Here is a 15,853-nt window from a genome sequence, read left to right as displayed (position 1 = left end):
GCGATGATCACGCGTCAATCGCGATCTTGACCGATATCGCGGTCGGGGGCGTGTGATCCAGGGCAAGCTGGGAGGCCACGACGTCGGTCGACTCGCGGAGGTATGGTCTGCCAGGGCGTCGTGGGCGCCCGCCAAGCCTGAGCCACTGCCGAGCGAGATCCGAGGCGTAATTGGTAACGAACGTTAGCTCCGTTTCCATCGAACAGTTGCGGGAGGCACTGGAGAACGCGGGCATCCCGGAGGTCGACGTCTCGACCCGGCGGCGTGCCGAGTACTCCGGCGACGCTTCGCTGTACCGGGTTCCGCCGCAAGCGGTGGTTTTCCCCCGGTCGGAAGACGATGTCGCTGCCGCACTGCGGGTTTGCCGGGAACTCGGCGTACCGCTGACCGCGCGCGGCGCGGGGACTTCGATCGCGGGCAACGCGGTCGGCCCCGGTGTCGTACTCGATTTCGCGCAACATATGAACCGCGTGCTTGGCGTCGACCCGGAAACGAACACCGCACAGGTAGAGCCGGGCGTGGTGCTGGCCTCGCTACAGCGCGCCGCGGCGCCGCATGGGCTGCGCTTCGGTCCGGACCCGTCCACCCACAATCGCGCCACGCTCGGCGGGATGATCGGCAACAACGCCTGCGGTTCCCGGGCACTCGGTTATGGACGCACCGCGGACAACGTGGTGGCGCTGGACGTACTCACCGGTACCGGCGAGCGGCTACGCATCGAACGCGGTATGTCCACGGATGATTCGCCGACCGTGGCGAAGGTACGCGGGCTGGTGGATTCCTCGCTGGCGATGATCCGCACCGAACTCGGCCGGTTCGACCGGCAGGTATCCGGGTACTCGCTGGAGCATCTGCTGCCGGAGAACGGGTTCGACCTGCCGAAGGCCTTGGTTGGCACCGAGGGTGGCTGCGTCGTGTTGCTCAGCGCCACCGTGCGGTTGGTTCGTGCCCCGGAAAAGACCACCCTCGTGGTGCTCGGTTACCCGGATATGGCCGCCGCGGCGGATAACGTGCCGGCGCTGCTCCGGCATTCACCGGTCGCGGTGGAGGGCCTGGACGCGCGGATCACCGACGTGGTTCGCGCGCGGCGCGGTCCCTCGGCGGTACCCGACTTGCCGGAGGGCCAGGGTTGGCTGTTCGTCGAGCTCGGCGGAACCGATCAAGCGGAACTGGCGAGCATCGCCGAGGCCGTCGTCCGTGACTCCGGCGCGCTGGACAGCGCGGTGGTCACCGATCCGGCGCGGGCCGCGGTGCTGTGGCGGATCAGGGAGGACGGCGCTGGGCTGTCCGCACGCTCGCCCGCCGGTGAACCCGCGCACGCGGGCTGGGAGGACGCGGCGGTACCGCCGGAGAAGTTGGGCGGCTACCTGCGCGAGTTCGAGGCACTGCTCAGTTCCTACGGATACACCGGTGTGCCGTATGGACACTTCGGCGACGGCTGCGTGCACATCCGGATCGATTTCCAGCTCGGCTCGGCCGACGGCCGGCAGCGGTTCCGCGAGTTCCTGCTCAAGGCTGGCGAGCTGGCCGCTTCCTACGGCGGCTCGATGTCCGGCGAGCACGGAGACGGCCGGGCGCGCGGGGAACTGCTACCGCTGATGTACTCGACGGAGGCGATGAACGCCTTCGCTTCCTTCAAGGAGATCTTCGACCCGGACGACGTGTTGAATCCGGGCATCATCGTGCGGCCGCGCCCGGCGGATGCGGATATCCGGGTGGCCGCCGCGCCCAAGATGATCTCCGGGCTGGGTTTTCACTACCCGGACGATCGTGGCGATCTGTCCATGGCGGTGCACCGGTGTACCGGGGTCGGCAAATGCCGGGCGAACACCACAGCGGCCGGTGGCGTGATGTGCCCCTCCTACCTCGCGACGCGCAACGAGAAGGACTCCACCAGGGGCCGGTCGCGGGTGTTGCAGGAGATGGTGAACGGCTCGCTGGTCAAGGACGGCTGGCGTTCCCGCGAAGTGCACGAGGCGCTCGACCTGTGCCTTTCCTGCAAGGGCTGTTCCTCGGACTGCCCGACCGGGGTGGATATGGCCACCTACAAGGCCGAAGCGCTGTACCAGACGTATCGCAACCGGCCGCGGCCGATGAACCACTACAGCCTTGGGTGGCTGCCGAGGCTCGCCAGGGCGGCTTCGGTCGCGCCCAAGCTGACCAATGCGGTGCTCGGCGCGAAACCGCTCGCCAAGCTGGCGATGCGGATGGGTGGGGTGGACGATCGCCGTTCGTTGCCCACCTTCGCGCAGCGCACTTTCCGGCAGTGGTTCGCCAACCATCAGCCCGCGGTGCCCGATGGCGATCCGGTGCTGCTGTGGGTGGACACGTTCACCAACCATTTCTCGCCGGAGGTCGGCGTGGCCGCGGTGCGGGTGCTGGAACACGCCGGGTATCAGGTGCGTATCCCGCGTAAGCGGCTGTGTTGCGGGCTCACCTGGATTTCCACCGGGCAGTTGGACGCGGCCAAGCGCATCCTGCGCAAGTCCGTGGACAGCCTGGTCGAGCAGGGTGGCACCGAGGTGCCGATCGTCGGCCTGGAGCCGTCCTGCACGGCGGTGCTCCGCAAGGACGCGCATGAGCTGCTCGGGCCAACCGATGCGAGCGCGAACGCGGTCGCCGAGCGCACGTATACGCTTGCCGAGCTACTTGCCGGCAGGGAAGGTTGGCAGGCGCCGGATCTGAGTGATCTGGAGATCGTCGCGCAGCCACACTGCCACCATCACGCGGTGCTCGGTTGGCAGACCGACCAGCGGTTGCTGCGGGATGCCGGCGCGAAGCTCAACGCGGTGGGTGGCTGCTGCGGGCTTGCCGGGAACTTCGGGTTCGAGCGGGGGCACTACGACGTCTCGGTAGCGGTGGCCGAAACCGCGTTGCTGCCCGCGGTTCGCGAGGCGGACGAGTCGGCGACGGTGCTCGCGGACGGGTTCTCCTGCCGCACCCAGCTGGACGATCTTGCCGATCGGGACAGCGTGCACCTGGCGCAGCTGCTCGCCGCGCGCATCTGAACTCACCGGGCTCTATCCTGCTTGCAGGTGCGCGGGAAGGAGGCTGGCGGTGGCCGCGACGGGTGGTGGTCAGGCGAAGGAACACCGCACGGTCAGCAGGGTGACGACGATCCTGGAGACCGTCGCGGGAGACCAGCACGGGGTGCGCCTCGGCGTGCTCGCCGGCGTACTGGACGCGCCGAAGACCTCGGTGCACGGTCTGGTCAAGGGGCTGGTCGCCACCGGGTACCTGCGTGAGCAGGACGGCGTCTACCTACTCGGCCCAGCGGTGGGCGCGGTGCTCGCGCCGCCGCGGCCCTGGTTGCTGGAAGCCGCGCATCCGGTGCTGGAACGCATCCGCGCGGAGTTCGACGAGACGGTGATGCTCGCGATCCAGGTTGGTGACTCCGTGGTGTACCTGGACACCATCGAATCCACCCAGCTGGTGCGCTATTCCGCGCCGCTGCGCCGGCGGCGCCCGCTGTATCCGACGAGTTCCGGCAAATGCCTGCTCGCGCACGCCGATACGCGCCGGCAGGAGGCCTATCTGCGGGAGCACTTCGCCGAACCGGCCGAGCGCGCTCGGGTCGGCGAGGAGCTGCGCAGGGTGGCTGCCGAGGGTGTCGCGTACAACCAGGGGGAGACCGTGCCGGATGTCCTCGCGGTCGCCAGCCTGGTGAGCGCGGGCGAGCAGCCAGCGGGGTGCATCGCGGTAGCCGGGCCGATCACCAGGATGACCGGCAAACTCGACCCGATCGCGGCGACCGTTCGGGAAGCGGTCGGCGAGATCAGCAACCAGCTCCACTGACCGCGCTAACCCTCAAGAACGCGGCCACGGAGCGTGCGTGCTGGCGCAGGTGTGCTAGTACGAGCGGGGGAGACCGAGCACGTGCTGGGCGAGGTAGTTCAACACCATCTCCTGGCTGATCGGCGCCAGCCGCATCAGCCGCGCTTCCCGGAAGTACCGCTCCACGTGATACTCCCGCGCGTAGCCCATCCCGCCGTGTGTCTGCACGGCGGCATCGGCGGCCTGAAAACCCGCGTCAGCACAGAGGAACTTGGCCATATTGGCCTCCGCGCCACAGGAAAGCTCGCGGTCATAACGCCAGGCCGCGTTGCGCGCCATCAGCCTGGCCGCGTCCAACCGCGCGCGTGCCTCGGCAAGTGGGAAGGCGAGGCCCTGGTTCTGCCCGATCGGGCGGCCGAAAACCTCGCGCTGGTTGGCGTACTCGGTCGCCCGCCGTAGCGCGGCCCTGCCGATGCCGAGTGCTTCGTGCGCGAGTAGCACCCGCTCCGGGTTAAGCCCGTCGAGCAGGTAGGAAAAGCCTCGGCCCTCTTCGCCGATCCGGGTTTGCGCGGGCACTCGGAAATCGTCGAAGACGACCTCGTTCGAGGCGACCGCGTTGCGCCCCATCTTGGGAATCGGTTTGATATCAACGTGATCCGGATCGATGTCCACACAGAACACGCTCATGCCATCGGTCGGTTTGTCGACCTCATCGCGGGGTGTGGTCCGCGCGAGTAACACCATCTTCTGCGCGTCACCGGCTTTGGTGATCCAGATCTTGCGCCCATTGAGCACATAGGAATCACCGTCACGCCTGGCGAACGTGCTGATCCGGGTGGTGTCGGTGCCCGCGTCTGGCTCGGTTACCGCGAAGCAGACATGCAGACTGCCGTCCACCACGCCGGGCAGGATCGCCTCGCGCAGCCGCTCGCTGCCGTGTTTGACGAGTACGTTGATGCCGAAGATGGTCAGATGCATGGCACTGCAGCCATTCATCGCCGCGCCGGATGCCGCGATTTCCTCCATCATGATGGCGGCTTCGGTGAGGCCGAATCCGCCACCGCCGTAGCGCTCGGGGATCGCGATGCCGAGCCAGCCGGCATCGGCGAATGTTTGGTAGAAGTCCCAAGGGAACCGGCACTCAGCGTCGCATGTGGACCAGTAATCGTCATGGTAGTTCGCCGCGAGTTCGGCTACCGCGCGCTGGATCGTGCGCTGGTCGTCAGTAAGTTCGAAGTCCATTGTCCGAAGTCCTCAGGGCTGCTCGGTTGGTGCTTGCGCGACGATCTGGTCGGCGAGTAACTCGTCGATGGCCGCGGTCGGATATCCGAGTTCGGCAAGTACCGCGCGGGTGTCCTGGCCGAGCACCGGCGGCGCGGCACTGGGACCCGCCGGCGTATCGCTTGCCTTGATGGGAAATCCGGTTCCCCGGTAGGTGCCGGCGACTGGATGCGGCAGTTCCACTACCTGCTCACGTTCGGTCACCCAGTCATCGGCGTAGATATCGGCGATCTCGTTGATCGGGCCGGCCGGGATTCCCGCTTGTTCGAACACCTCGAGCCACTGGGCGGTGGTTTTGCCGCGCAGCACCGGTTCGAGTAACGCGTTCAGCTCCTCGCGGTGCGCGACCCGCGCGGGGTTGTCGTGGAAGCGCTCGTCATCGGCGATGTCCAAACCGGTCGCCGCGCAGCAGGCGTGCCAGAGTTTCTGGCTGCCTACCGCGAGATTCAGCCAACCGTCCGCGGTCGGGTATGCCTGGTACGGCGCGATCATCGGATGCGCCGAGCCGAACCGGCGTAGCGAATCTCCCGCGACGCCTTGCAAATGCATGCCGGCCGCGTAGATGTGCCAGGAGAGTTGCGCTTCGAGTAGGGATACGTCAAGGTACTGGCCTCGGCCGGTGCGATGCCTGCTCTGCAACGCCATCAGTACCGCGATAATGCCCCAGGTGCCGCCGTTCAGATCGGCTACGGGGAAGCCGACCTTGACCGGTCGACCGTCCGGCTCGCCGGTCAGTGCCATCACGCCACCCATGCCCTGCGCGATCAGGTCGTAGCCGGCGCGGTCGCGGTACCGGCCGGTCTGCCCGAAACCACTGATGGCCAGGTGGATCAGTCGCGGGTTGCGGGTGCTGAGCGTTGCGTAGTCCAGCCCCCAGCGCTCCAGCGTGCCCGGTCGGAAGTTCTCCACGAGCACATCCGCGCGCTCGGCGAGTTCGGCGATGATCTGGCGCCCGCGGTCGGTCTTCAGGTCCACGACGACGCCGCGCTTGTTCCGGTTGGTCGCCATGAAATAGACGGCCTCACCGCCGTCCAGGAACGGCGGACCCCAGCTACGCGTCTGGTCTCCCTCGCCGGGCGGTTCCACTTTGATCACCTCGGCGCCCAGTTCGCCAAGGAACTGCGTGCAGTAGGGACCAGCGAGCACCCGAGACAGATCGAGCACCCGGATACCGTCCAAGGGTTTCACCGCGGCACGCTCCTAGCTTGTTCCGTAATACGAACAAGCTAGGTAATGGCCGGTGCACGGTCAAGACACCCTTGACCATACAGAGTGGTCGATCTACCGTGACGCGGGACACGAACCGTGTACGTAAATACGAACAATGAATGGTGGCTGAGAAGTGCGAGCGAAGATGCTCGGTGCGGCGGCCGTCAGCGCGGCGTTGCTCGCGACCGGGTGCGCGGCCACGCCTTCACCGGATGTCGCGGACGGCGTGGTGACCCTCAAACTCGCCGAGTCGTTCCCCGCGGGGCATCCGTTCGCCGAAGCCGGCGCCGAGTTCTTCATGGCGCGCGCCACGGAACTCAGCGGCGGAGCAGTCCAGTTCGACTACTTCCCCGCTGAGCAGCTTGGCAAAGCCGCTGATCTGCTCTCGCTGACTCGCTCCGGGGTAGCCGATATCGCGATGGTCGCCCCTGCTTATGTTCCCGCCGAACTCCCGCTTTCCGGGGTGGCGGATCTGCCGGGGTGGACGGATCAGTCCTGTACCAGCTCGCCTGCCGTGGCCAGCATGATGGCCGAGGACGGGGTGCTGTTCGCGGAGGACTTCGCGCCGAAACAGGTGCGGCCGCTCGCGGTGGGCGTGATTCCTGGCTACGAGGTGTTCAGCGGTGACCGGGTGGTTCGCACTCCGGAGGAGATGCGTGGCCTGCAACTGCGTTCCTCTGGCGGCGCGATCGACCGGACCGTCCGGGCGCTCGGCGCGGCCCCGGTGGCGATGCCGGCCACGGATATGTACGAGGCGATCTCCAGGGGAACCGTGGACGGCACCGCGCTTGCCCTGATGAGTGCGCAGCCATACCGCCTCGACGAGGTTTCCCGGGGCGCTACCGACGGTGCGGGGCTGGGCAGCTGGACCGCGACCTATTCGATCAGCGAACGGATCTGGCGGCAGCTTCCCGCCGAGATCCGGGACGTGCTGGGCAGGGCCGGGCAGGAAACCACCCGCAATCTGTGCTCGGCGATCGACGAGCGCAACCGGGTGGCCAAGGCGGAGATGACCGAGGGCGGGTTGCGGTTCCACGAGGTTTCCGGGGCACAACAGCGTTCCTGGGCCGCCGCGATCGAAGAAGTTCCGGAGCAGTGGGCGCGGGATATGGCCGAGATCGGCCGCTCCGGGGAGCGTGCCCTGCGGGATTACGCGGCCGCGCTGGCGCGGGCGGAGAGGTAGGACCGGATGGGATCGGTGGCCACCCGCGCGGACCGTGCGCTTCGCTCGGTCGAGCGCGCGGGAATAGTCCTGAGTGGACTAGCTTTGGCGTTGATGGCGGCCTTCATGGTCGTGGAAGTGTTGCTGCGCTATGTATTTGGCGCGCCGCTTTCCTGGTCGCTCGGGTTTATCACCGAGTACCTGATGATCGGAATGTTCTTCTGTGGACTGTCCTACACCTTCCGGGTTGGCGGGCATATCCAGATCGACGCGGTGTTTCGCCGTTTCCCCGCACCGGTGCGCCGGGTGCTGGACATCGTGGGAAACGTGCTGTCCACGGTGTTTTTCGCGGTGATCTGTTACGCGGGCGTGCTGGTGACCTCGGACGCCTTCGGCGATGGCGATGTTCCGCCACCGGGTGGCTCCGAGCTGTCCTGGCCGACGTGGACGTCGCATGTGTTCGTGCCGCTCGGGGCCGCCGTACTCATCCTGCGGATCGTGCACACGATCTTCGTGCCGGCGCGGGTCGATGAGCGGGAGGCACAGGACTGATGCTGGTTACCGGAGTGCTCCTGCTGCTGTTCGTCCTGTTGCTGATCAGGGTTCCGGTCGGGTTCGCGATCGGTATCGCCGGCGCGCTCGGCCTCTACCTGCACGGCGGAGCGCCGCTACTGCTCGGGGTCTTCCAGACGACGCCGTACACCGCGGTCGCCTCGCACTCGCTGACCGCGATCCCGCTCTTCCTGCTGATGGCTCAGTTCATTCTGCGTAGCGGCGTGGCGGACGCGTTGTTTCGCACCGCGCGAACCTGGGTGGGGCGGGCACCCGGTGGGCTCGGGGTGGCCACCACGACCGCGGGTTCGCTGTTTGCCGCGATCTCCGGTTCCAGTACGGCAGCGGCTGGCACACTAGCGGCTACCGCGATTCCGGAGATGACCAAGCAACGCTACGACCCCAGGTTGGCCGGCGGGCTGGTCGCGGTGGTCGGCACGCTGGCCGCGATGATCCCGCCGAGCATCATCCTGGTGTTCTATGCGGTACTTGCCGAGCAGAGCGTCGGCAAGGTGCTGATTGCCGGCTTCCTGCCAGGGATCCTGGTCACGCTGGCGATCATCGTGACCACGCTGCTGCTGATCTGGCGTAAGCCAGAGCTTGCCCCGGCAGGCGAGCGGTACTCGTTCCGGGAGAAGTTCGCCAGCCTGCCGGCATCCACGCCGGTGCTGCTGCTGTTCCTGCTCGTGACCGGGACCATCTATTTTGGATTCGCCACGCCGACCGAGGCCAGTGCGCTCGGCGCGGTCGGCGCGCTGCTGATCGGCCTGGTGCAACGTCGACTGGATCTGCCGAAGATCAAGACGGCGATCCGCGAGGCCATCTCCACCAGCGTGATGATCCTGATGATCATCGTCAGCGCGTATATGTTCGGCTACTTCCTCACCGCGACGCGGGTGACGCAGAATCTGGTTGAGCGGATCGCCGGCCTGCCGATCGCGCCGCTGGCGATCTTCGCGGTGATCGCGCTGATCTACCTGGTGCTTGGCTTCTTCATGGACCAGATGGCGATCCTGGCGCTGACCGTGCCGGTGGTACTGCCGGTGATCGAGGAGCTTGGCTTCGATCCGATCTGGTTCGGCGTGGTTATCGTGCTACTCGCCGAGATCGGGTTGGTCAGCCCACCGCTTGGGCTCAACGTGTTCGTGGTGGCGAGGTCCATCGGCCGACCGACCGGGCAGATCTTCCTTGGTGTGCTGCCGTTTGTCATCGCGATTCTGCTGCTGGTCGTGCTGTTCACGCTGGTGCCGGGCATCGTGCTGTGGCTACCGGAGACCATGGCCAGTTAGCCCGCAAACCGCGTTCTTTAGGGATCTTGCGGTAACTGTGCGTGGTCGCGTTCATTGCGGGCGTAGTACTGGGCCATCAGCCGCCAGTAACCGAGCTGCAAACCGAGCTGTGCGGCCACGGCGAGCGCGGTCGGTGCCGCACGGCGCTTGCGGGCCGCGAGCACCCCGGCCAGCCCGGCCGCGCTGGCCGCGAGATTGATGGCCAGCGCGGTATCGGTAGGGCGTTCGGCGATCCACTCGCGTTCCCCGAGCATGGCGCGGGTGGACCAGGCTCGATCATCGGCAGGCGGCGGGAAGATCACCGGGTTGGCCACCAGCCAGGCGGCGACCGGAATGGCGTGCCGCCAGCGGCGGGTCCAGATCGGGACCAGTACCAGCGGTGCGGTGACCAGCCGGCTCCACGCGCTCCACGGATTGGTGTGCCGGTCGGGCACCCGGGCTTCCGGCCCGCCGAATCTGCCGCGCATCCTCGGACCTTCCCATATCGGAGCCGGTTACGTCGCTACTCGATTACTAGGTAGATGGGTTATTGGGTAGCTGGCTTATTCGGTGACCGGGGAGATGCCCGAACGGTGTCGATCCGCCAGTTGGGTGTAGATCGCCTCGTTGTGTTCCACCCAGGCGCGCGCGGACTCGGTCAGCGGTTGGAACTTCTTCGCGGGCGCGCCGAGCGCCAGTGACTCGTCGGGGACCACCGCGTTCGGCGGTATCAACGCACCAGCCCCGACCAGCGTGCGGCTGCCGACCGAGGCGCGGTCCTGCACGATCGCGCCATTGCCGATCACCGCGTTCGTGCCAACCGAACAGTCGTGCAACACGCAGGAGTGACCAACCGTCGCGCCCTTGCCGAGCTCGCAGCCTTGCTCGCCGACATGGATCACGCTGTTGTCCTGCACGTTCGCCCCTTCGCGTAGAACGATCGGGCCGAAATCGGCGCGTAGCACCGCGCCGTACCAGACAGAGGCGCGCGCCTCGACGATGACATTGCCGATCAACGTCGCCGTGGGCGCGATCCAGGCGTCCGGATGCACCTTCGGGCTGGCTCCTTCGAAGCTGAACAGCGGCATGGCCACCACCGTATCGGGCGAGTTGGACGAAAGGGCGCCGAAATCGATCGTTCGCTGTGACGCGACACACAGGGGTGGGGGTTATCTGGAACGCCGAGTTATTCGATCGAGATACGATGTTCGGCTGTCGTTGGGTCGGATCCATTCCGGACACCATTCCGGGGTGCCGTCCCAGCCTGGCGGACAAGCCAGCCGGGCTCCGATGGCGATCGGACAACGCGGAAGGTGGGATATGGCCAGTACGCCGACGAGGTGCCGCCAGTGACGCTGACCGCGGATCGTCCATCGCGGATCCGGCAGGCGGCCGAAGCCGCCGCCGTCTATCGCACCGAGCCAGCCAGGCAAGGTCGGCCGGACCGCACGCGAACCCTGGTGCACATACTCAACGAGACGGCCCGGTTGCACCCGGGAGCCCCAGCGATCGACGACGGCACCCGCGAGCTCAGCTATCGCAAGCTGGCCGACGAGGTCGCGGCACTGCGTAGCCAGCTGGTCGCTGCTGGTATCGGTCGCGGTGATCGGGTTGGCATCCGGATGTCCTCCGGCACCGCCGAGCTGTATATCGCGATCCTTGCCACCTTGTCCGCTGGCGCGGCCTATGTGCCGGTCGACGCGGATGACCCGGATGAACGGGCCAGTGTGGTTTTCGCCGAAGCCGAAGTGGCCGCGGTTTTCCGGGACGGCTACCGGCTGGTGAGCTATGCCACGCCCGAGGGCCAGCCGGGGACGCCGAGCGCCGAGGACGACGCCTGGATCATCTTCACCTCGGGGTCGACGGGAAAGCCCAAAGGTGTCGCGGTCAGCCATGCCGCCGCCGCTGCGTTCGTGGACGCGGAGGCAGAACTCTTCCTTGCCGCCGAGCCACTGGGGCCCGGTGACCGGGTACTCGCCGGCCTTTCGGTCGCCTTCGACGCCTCCTGTGAGGAGATGTGGCTCGCTTGGCGCAACGGAGCCTGCCTGGTGCCCGCGCCGCGTTCGCTGGTGCGCACCGGCGTGGACCTCGGTCCATGGTTGTTGGACAAGCGGATCAGCGTGGTGTCCACGGTGCCCACACTCGCCGCGCTGTGGCCGGTGGACGCGCTGGACGACGTTCGCCTGCTGATCTTCGGCGGTGAGGCCTGCCCACCGGAACTTGGTGAGCGGCTTGCCGTCGAGGACCGCGAGGTGTGGAACACCTACGGACCTACCGAAGCAACCGTGGTGTCCTGCGCGGCAAGGTTGACCGGGGACGAACCGGTACGGATCGGCCTGCCGCTGGCCGGCTGGCAGCTTGCCGTGGTTGACGAGCAGGGCGAACCGGTATCCATGGGCGGGACCGGGGAGCTGGTCATCGGCGGGGCTGGACTGGCCAGGTATCTGGATCCCGCCAAGGACTCGGAGAAGTTCGCGGCACTGCCCTCGCTCGGCTGGTCCAGGGCGTACCGCAGCGGAGACGTCGTCCGGGCCGACCCCGAAGGGCTCGTCTTTGTTGGCAGGGCGGACGAGCAGATCAAACTCGGCGGCCGGCGGATCGAGCTCGGCGAGGTGGATGCCGCGTTGCAGGCGTTGCCGGATATCGCCGGCGGCGCGGCCGCGGTGCGGGAAACGGCGGCAGGAAACCAGATTCTCGTCGGTTACGTGGTCCCGGCGGATGGCGCGGAGTTCGACCAGACAACGGCGGCCGAGCTGCTGCGCGAACGATTGCCGGCCGCGCTGGTACCGCTGCTCGCCATCGTCGACGACCTGCCAACCAAGACATCGGGCAAAGTGGACCGTGCCGCGCTGCCCTGGCCACTGTCGACAGTGGATACCGAGGAGCCGGTTGGCGACCTCTCCGCGACCGAGGCATGGCTGGCCAACGGCTGGGCGGAAACCCTCGGGGTACGGGTGACCGACGCGAAGGCCGATTTCTTCGCGCACGGTGGCGGCAGTCTCACCGCCGCGCAACTCATCTCGCGGATCCGTGAGCGGTATCCACAGGTTTCGGTCAGTGATGTTTACCAGCATCCTCGGCTCGGTGCGCTGGCCGCGCTGCTCGACTCGCTGGAATGCGCGCCGGCCGCCCGTGATGAGGTGGCCCCGACGCCCCGCTCGACCGGGGTATGGCAGCTGTTCGCCCTGTTGCCCATGTTGCTGCTGCCTGGCATGCGGCTCACCCTGTTCGCCGCCGCGCTTTCGAACCTGTTGCACGGGATCGGTGGTTTCGCCTGGGCGCCGACGACCCCGTGGTGGTTGCTCGCCGGTAGCTGGCTGGTGCTGTGCAGCCCGCCGGGACGGGTCGGGATCGCGGCGGGCGGCGCGCGGCTGCTGTTGCGCGGCATTCGGCCGGGCAGCTACCCACGTGGCGGGCGAGTGCACCGCCGGCTCTGGGCAGCCGAGCAACTCGCGGATCGCAGCGGGGTGGGTTCGCTCGGCAACGCCTGCTGGCTGACGTACTACGCGAAAGCGCTTGGCGCCAAGGTAGCCAAGGACGTGGACCTGCATTCGCCACCGCCGGTTACCGGCATGCTGCGGGTCGGCAAGGGCGCGGCCGTTGAACCGGAGGTCGATCTCGCCGGGCACTGGGTGGACGGCAACGTGGTGCATATCGGCAAGGTGCGCATTGGCGCCGGGGCGCGCGTCGGCGCCCGCGCGACGCTGCTGCCCGGCGCGCGTATCGGGAAGGGCGCCGAGGTTGTAGCGGGTTCGGTGGTCACCCGTTCGGTGCCGGCAGGACAGCGTTGGGCGGGTGCTCCCGCGGTGCGGGTGGCCGGCGATGCTGGCAAGGCGGGGCCGGGCTGGCCGCAGAGCCGGCCGCGTCGTTCGCGCGCCTGGCTGGTCGGCTACGCCGTATCCGCGACGCTGCTCGGCGCGCTGCCGGCGATCGCGGGTATTCCGGCGCTGGTGCTGTTGCTGCTCGGACTGCCGAGCGGCGGCGGAGTGGTCACGATGACCGGCGCGGCGCTGCTTGCCGTACCGCTTGCCACGGTGGTCTATCTGGTGACCTTCGCGCTGCTGGTGTTGTTGCTGGTGCGGGCGTTGAGCATCGGTATGGCCGAGGGCTATCACCCCGTGCACAGCCGGCACGCGTGGCAGGTGTGGGCGACCGTGCGGCTGATGGATATGGCCAGGATTGGGCTGTTCCCGTTGTATGCCAGCGCGTTTACCCCGGTGTGGCTGCGGCTGCTCGGGGCGCGGATCGGGCGGGACGTGGAGGCATCCACGGTGCTCGCCGTGCCGAAGATGACCAAGGTGACCGACGGCGCGTTCCTCGCCGACGACACCATGGTCGCGACGTACGAGCTTGGCGGCGGTTGGCTGCATATCGCGCCAGCTCGGGTGGGTAAACAGGCATTCCTCGGCAACTCCGGAATGACCGCGCCAGGGCGGTCGGTGCCCAAACGGGGTTTGGTCGGAGTGCTCTCCGCCGCGCCGGACAAGGCGAAGAAGGGCTCCTCCTGGCTGGGCATGCCACCGATGCCACTGCGCCGCGCGGCAACCGAGGCCGATGAGGAGCTGACCTTCCGGCCGCCACGGCGGCTGAAGATCGCGCGCGGCGTGGTCGAGCTGTGCCGGGTGGTTCCAGTGATGTGCGCGGCCGCCCTTGCGGTGCTGGCGGTCGGCGTGCTGATCGGCATGGCCGATGCCGTTGGTTTCTGGGCAACGGTGCTGCTTTCGCCGCTGATGCTCAGCTGCGCCGGAGTGTGTGCCGGTCTGCTCACCGCGGTGGCGAAGTGGTTGCTGGTTGGCCGGTTCCGCTCCGGTGCGCGGCCACTGTGGTGCTCGTTCATCTGGCGTACCGAGTTGGCCGATACCTTCGTCGAGGTGCTGGCCGTACCCTGGTTGGTGGGCGCGATTGGCGGGACACCGCTGCTACCCGCTTGGCTGCGCACCATGGGCGCGCGGATTGGCCGCGGCGTATGGCTGGAGACCTACTGGCTGCCGGAGTCGGATCTGGTGCGCCTTGCCGATGGTGCCGTGGTCAACCGCGGTTGCGTGGTGCAGACCCATCTGTTCCATGATCGGGTGATGCGCATGGATACGGTCGAGCTTGACGCGGGTGCCACGCTGGGGCCGCACGGGATCGTGCTTCCCGGGGCGAGTATCGGCGCGCGCACCACGGTGGGTCCCGGCTCGCTGGTCACCAGGGGGGATGCGGTGCCCGCGGACAGCTGCTGGCTGGGCAATCCCATCGCGACCTGGTCGAGGACGAAACGTCGGCCAGGACGCGGCCAATGAGCGCGCCGGCCCCGGGTGCCGATCACTCGACCGATTCCTATCTGCCCGCGCACGGCAACGGCGGCTATCTGGCCGAGCATTACGAACTGACGCTGGACTACCGGGTGGGGCCGAACCGGCTTGCCGGAACCGCGGTGATCACCGCGGTGGCCACGGTGGCGCTGTCCAGGTTCAGCCTCGATTTTGGGCCACTGCGGGTTAAACGGGTGCAGGTGGACGGCCGGCTGGCGAAGTACACGCACAGCGAGCAGAAGCTGCGTATTCGACCGGCACGCGCGCTCGCGCCCGGCGCGCGGTTCACGGTCGAGGTCAGTTACGCGGGCAATCCGCAACCAGTCCCCGGGCCGTGGGGAGAGCTTGGCTGGGAGGAACTGACCGAGGGCGCGCTGGTGGCCAGCCAGCCGATTGGCGCGCCCTCGTGGTTCCCGTGCAACGATCATCCGTCGAACAAGGCGAGCTACCGGGTTTCGCTGACGACCGCATCGCCGTTCTCGGTTCAGGTCACCGGAAATCCCGGCGAGTGCAGGCGTTCCGCGAGCACCACGACCTGGTCGTTCGATCGTCCGGAGCCAACGGCGAGCTACCTGATGAGCGTCCAGATTGGACTGTATGCGGAAAGCGTGCTCGCCGAGCATCCGGTGCGCCAGCGCGCGGCGATCCCGCCTCGGTTGCGGGAGAACTTCGCGGTCGATTTTGGCCGGCAGGCCGAGATCATGTCCGCGTTCATCGAGCTTTTCGGGCCGTATCCGTTTGCCGAGTACGCCATCGTGGTCACCGACGACGATCTGGACGATCCGGTTGAGGCGCAAGGCATGTCGGTTTTCGGCGCCAACCATGTGGACGGACTGCGTACCCATGAACGGCTCGTCGCGCACGAGCTCGCGCATCAGTGGTTCGGCAACAGTCTGACGGTGGGCGACTGGCGGGACATCTGGCTGAACGAAGGGTTCGCGACCTACGCCGAGTGGCTCTGGTCGGAGCATTCTGGCGGCTTGCCCGCGCAGGCGCATGCACGGTCCTGGCACGGCAAGCTCGCCGGCGACCCCGCGGATATCCGGATCGGGGATCCCGGGGTGCACAGAATGTTCGATGAGCGGGTCTACAAGCGCGGTGCGCTCACCCTGCACGCGCTACGTGGCCGGCTCGGCGATGAACGGTTCTTCGAACTGTTGCGCGCGTGGGCCACGAAGTACCGGCACGCCACGGTACGCACCGCGGATTTCATCGCGCTCGCCGAGGGGCTTGCCGGCGAATCGCTGGCCGGGCTGTTCACCAGTTGGCTGGACCAGACCGAACTGCCGCCGCTGGCCTGAGGCCCGGCT

The 15,853-nt window shown here is 67.5% G+C and carries 11 protein-coding genes; 7 read left to right on the top strand and 4 right to left on the bottom strand.

Translation table 11 applies throughout. The features are described from left to right. Positions 1 to 197: 197 nt before the first annotated feature. Entirely contained in the window at positions 198 to 3,008 is a 2,811-nt protein-coding gene (locus EV191_RS15345) for an FAD-binding and (Fe-S)-binding domain-containing protein (protein WP_132877943.1), read from the top strand. A gap of 49 nt (positions 3,009 to 3,057) precedes the next feature. Further along, positions 3,058 to 3,795, top strand: coding sequence for an IclR family transcriptional regulator (locus tag EV191_RS15340; protein ID WP_132877748.1), 738 nt, complete (start codon positions 3,058 to 3,060; stop codon positions 3,793 to 3,795). A 54-nt stretch (positions 3,796 to 3,849) separates the two neighbouring features. On the opposite strand, the gene EV191_RS15335 is transcribed toward EV191_RS15340, so the two are convergent. Continuing rightward, on the bottom strand, positions 3,850 to 5,016 hold the full coding sequence (locus EV191_RS15335; protein WP_132877747.1) for an acyl-CoA dehydrogenase family protein: 1,167 nt from the start codon (positions 5,014 to 5,016) through the stop codon (positions 3,850 to 3,852). Between the two features lie 12 nt (positions 5,017 to 5,028). Beyond that, a complete protein-coding gene (locus EV191_RS15330; RefSeq protein WP_132877746.1) occupies positions 5,029 to 6,243 on the bottom strand; it encodes a CaiB/BaiF CoA transferase family protein in 1,215 nt (404 codons plus the stop codon). A 154-nt stretch (positions 6,244 to 6,397) separates the two neighbouring features. Between EV191_RS15330 and EV191_RS15325 the strand changes: the two genes are divergently transcribed. From EV191_RS15325 to EV191_RS15315, 3 genes are read left to right on the top strand one after another with little or no spacing between them, the layout of a single operon-like run. Next, on the top strand, positions 6,398 to 7,447 hold the full coding sequence (locus tag EV191_RS15325) for a TRAP transporter substrate-binding protein (RefSeq protein ID WP_132877745.1): 1,050 nt from the start codon (positions 6,398 to 6,400) through the stop codon (positions 7,445 to 7,447). 6 nt (positions 7,448 to 7,453) lie between these two features. Continuing rightward, on the top strand, positions 7,454 to 7,978 hold the full coding sequence (locus EV191_RS15320) for a TRAP transporter small permease (protein ID WP_132877744.1): 525 nt from the start codon (positions 7,454 to 7,456) through the stop codon (positions 7,976 to 7,978). Next, entirely contained in the window at positions 7,978 to 9,267 is a 1,290-nt protein-coding gene (locus tag EV191_RS15315) for a TRAP transporter large permease (RefSeq protein WP_132877743.1), read from the top strand. Before EV191_RS15320 ends, EV191_RS15315 begins: the two co-directional genes overlap by 1 nt. Before the next feature lie 17 nt (positions 9,268 to 9,284). Here EV191_RS15315 and EV191_RS15310 read toward each other — a convergent pair whose 3' ends face one another. Next, entirely contained in the window at positions 9,285 to 9,734 is a 450-nt protein-coding gene (locus EV191_RS15310) for a DUF6653 family protein (RefSeq protein WP_132877742.1), read from the bottom strand. 75 nt (positions 9,735 to 9,809) lie between these two features. After that, complete coding sequence (locus EV191_RS15305) at positions 9,810 to 10,334, bottom strand: gamma carbonic anhydrase family protein (RefSeq protein ID WP_132877741.1); 525 nt, start codon at positions 10,332 to 10,334, stop codon at positions 9,810 to 9,812. Between the two features lie 261 nt (positions 10,335 to 10,595). On the opposite strand from EV191_RS15305, the gene EV191_RS15300 reads away from it, so the two are divergent. Both EV191_RS15300 and EV191_RS15295 read left to right on the top strand, forming a co-directional pair. Continuing rightward, complete coding sequence (locus EV191_RS15300) at positions 10,596 to 14,531, top strand: Pls/PosA family non-ribosomal peptide synthetase (protein WP_132877740.1); 3,936 nt, start codon at positions 10,596 to 10,598, stop codon at positions 14,529 to 14,531. Further along, positions 14,528 to 15,844: a M1 family metallopeptidase gene (locus EV191_RS15295; RefSeq protein ID WP_132877739.1), complete on the top strand. Its 1,317-nt coding sequence runs from the start codon at positions 14,528 to 14,530 to the stop codon at positions 15,842 to 15,844. The genes EV191_RS15300 and EV191_RS15295 overlap by 4 nt, the downstream gene beginning before the upstream one ends. The last annotated feature ends 9 nt before the right edge of the window (positions 15,845 to 15,853 follow it).

Origin of the sequence: Tamaricihabitans halophyticus (genome assembly GCF_004340875.1) — a bacterium.
Classification (GTDB): domain Bacteria; phylum Actinomycetota; class Actinomycetes; order Mycobacteriales; family Pseudonocardiaceae; genus Tamaricihabitans; species Tamaricihabitans halophyticus.
The sequence above is the reverse complement of the archived record's forward strand: the minus strand, read 5'-3'. Positions and strand labels throughout refer to the sequence as shown.

Excerpts from the sequence above, each read along its gene's own strand:
- EV191_RS15335 (WP_132877747.1), bottom strand. The coding sequence starts at position 5,016 with ATGGACTTCGAACTTACTGACGACCAGCGCACGATCCAGCGCGCGGTA.
- EV191_RS15320 (WP_132877744.1), top strand. The coding sequence starts at position 7,454 with ATGGGATCGGTGGCCACCCGCGCGGACCGTGCGCTTCGCTCGGTCGAG.
- EV191_RS15315 (WP_132877743.1), top strand. The coding sequence starts at position 7,978 with ATGCTGGTTACCGGAGTGCTCCTGCTGCTGTTCGTCCTGTTGCTGATC.
- EV191_RS15310 (WP_132877742.1), bottom strand. The coding sequence starts at position 9,734 with ATGCGCGGCAGATTCGGCGGGCCGGAAGCCCGGGTGCCCGACCGGCAC.
- EV191_RS15305 (WP_132877741.1), bottom strand. The coding sequence starts at position 10,334 with ATGCCGCTGTTCAGCTTCGAAGGAGCCAGCCCGAAGGTGCATCCGGAC.
- EV191_RS15295 (WP_132877739.1), top strand. The coding sequence starts at position 14,528 with ATGAGCGCGCCGGCCCCGGGTGCCGATCACTCGACCGATTCCTATCTG.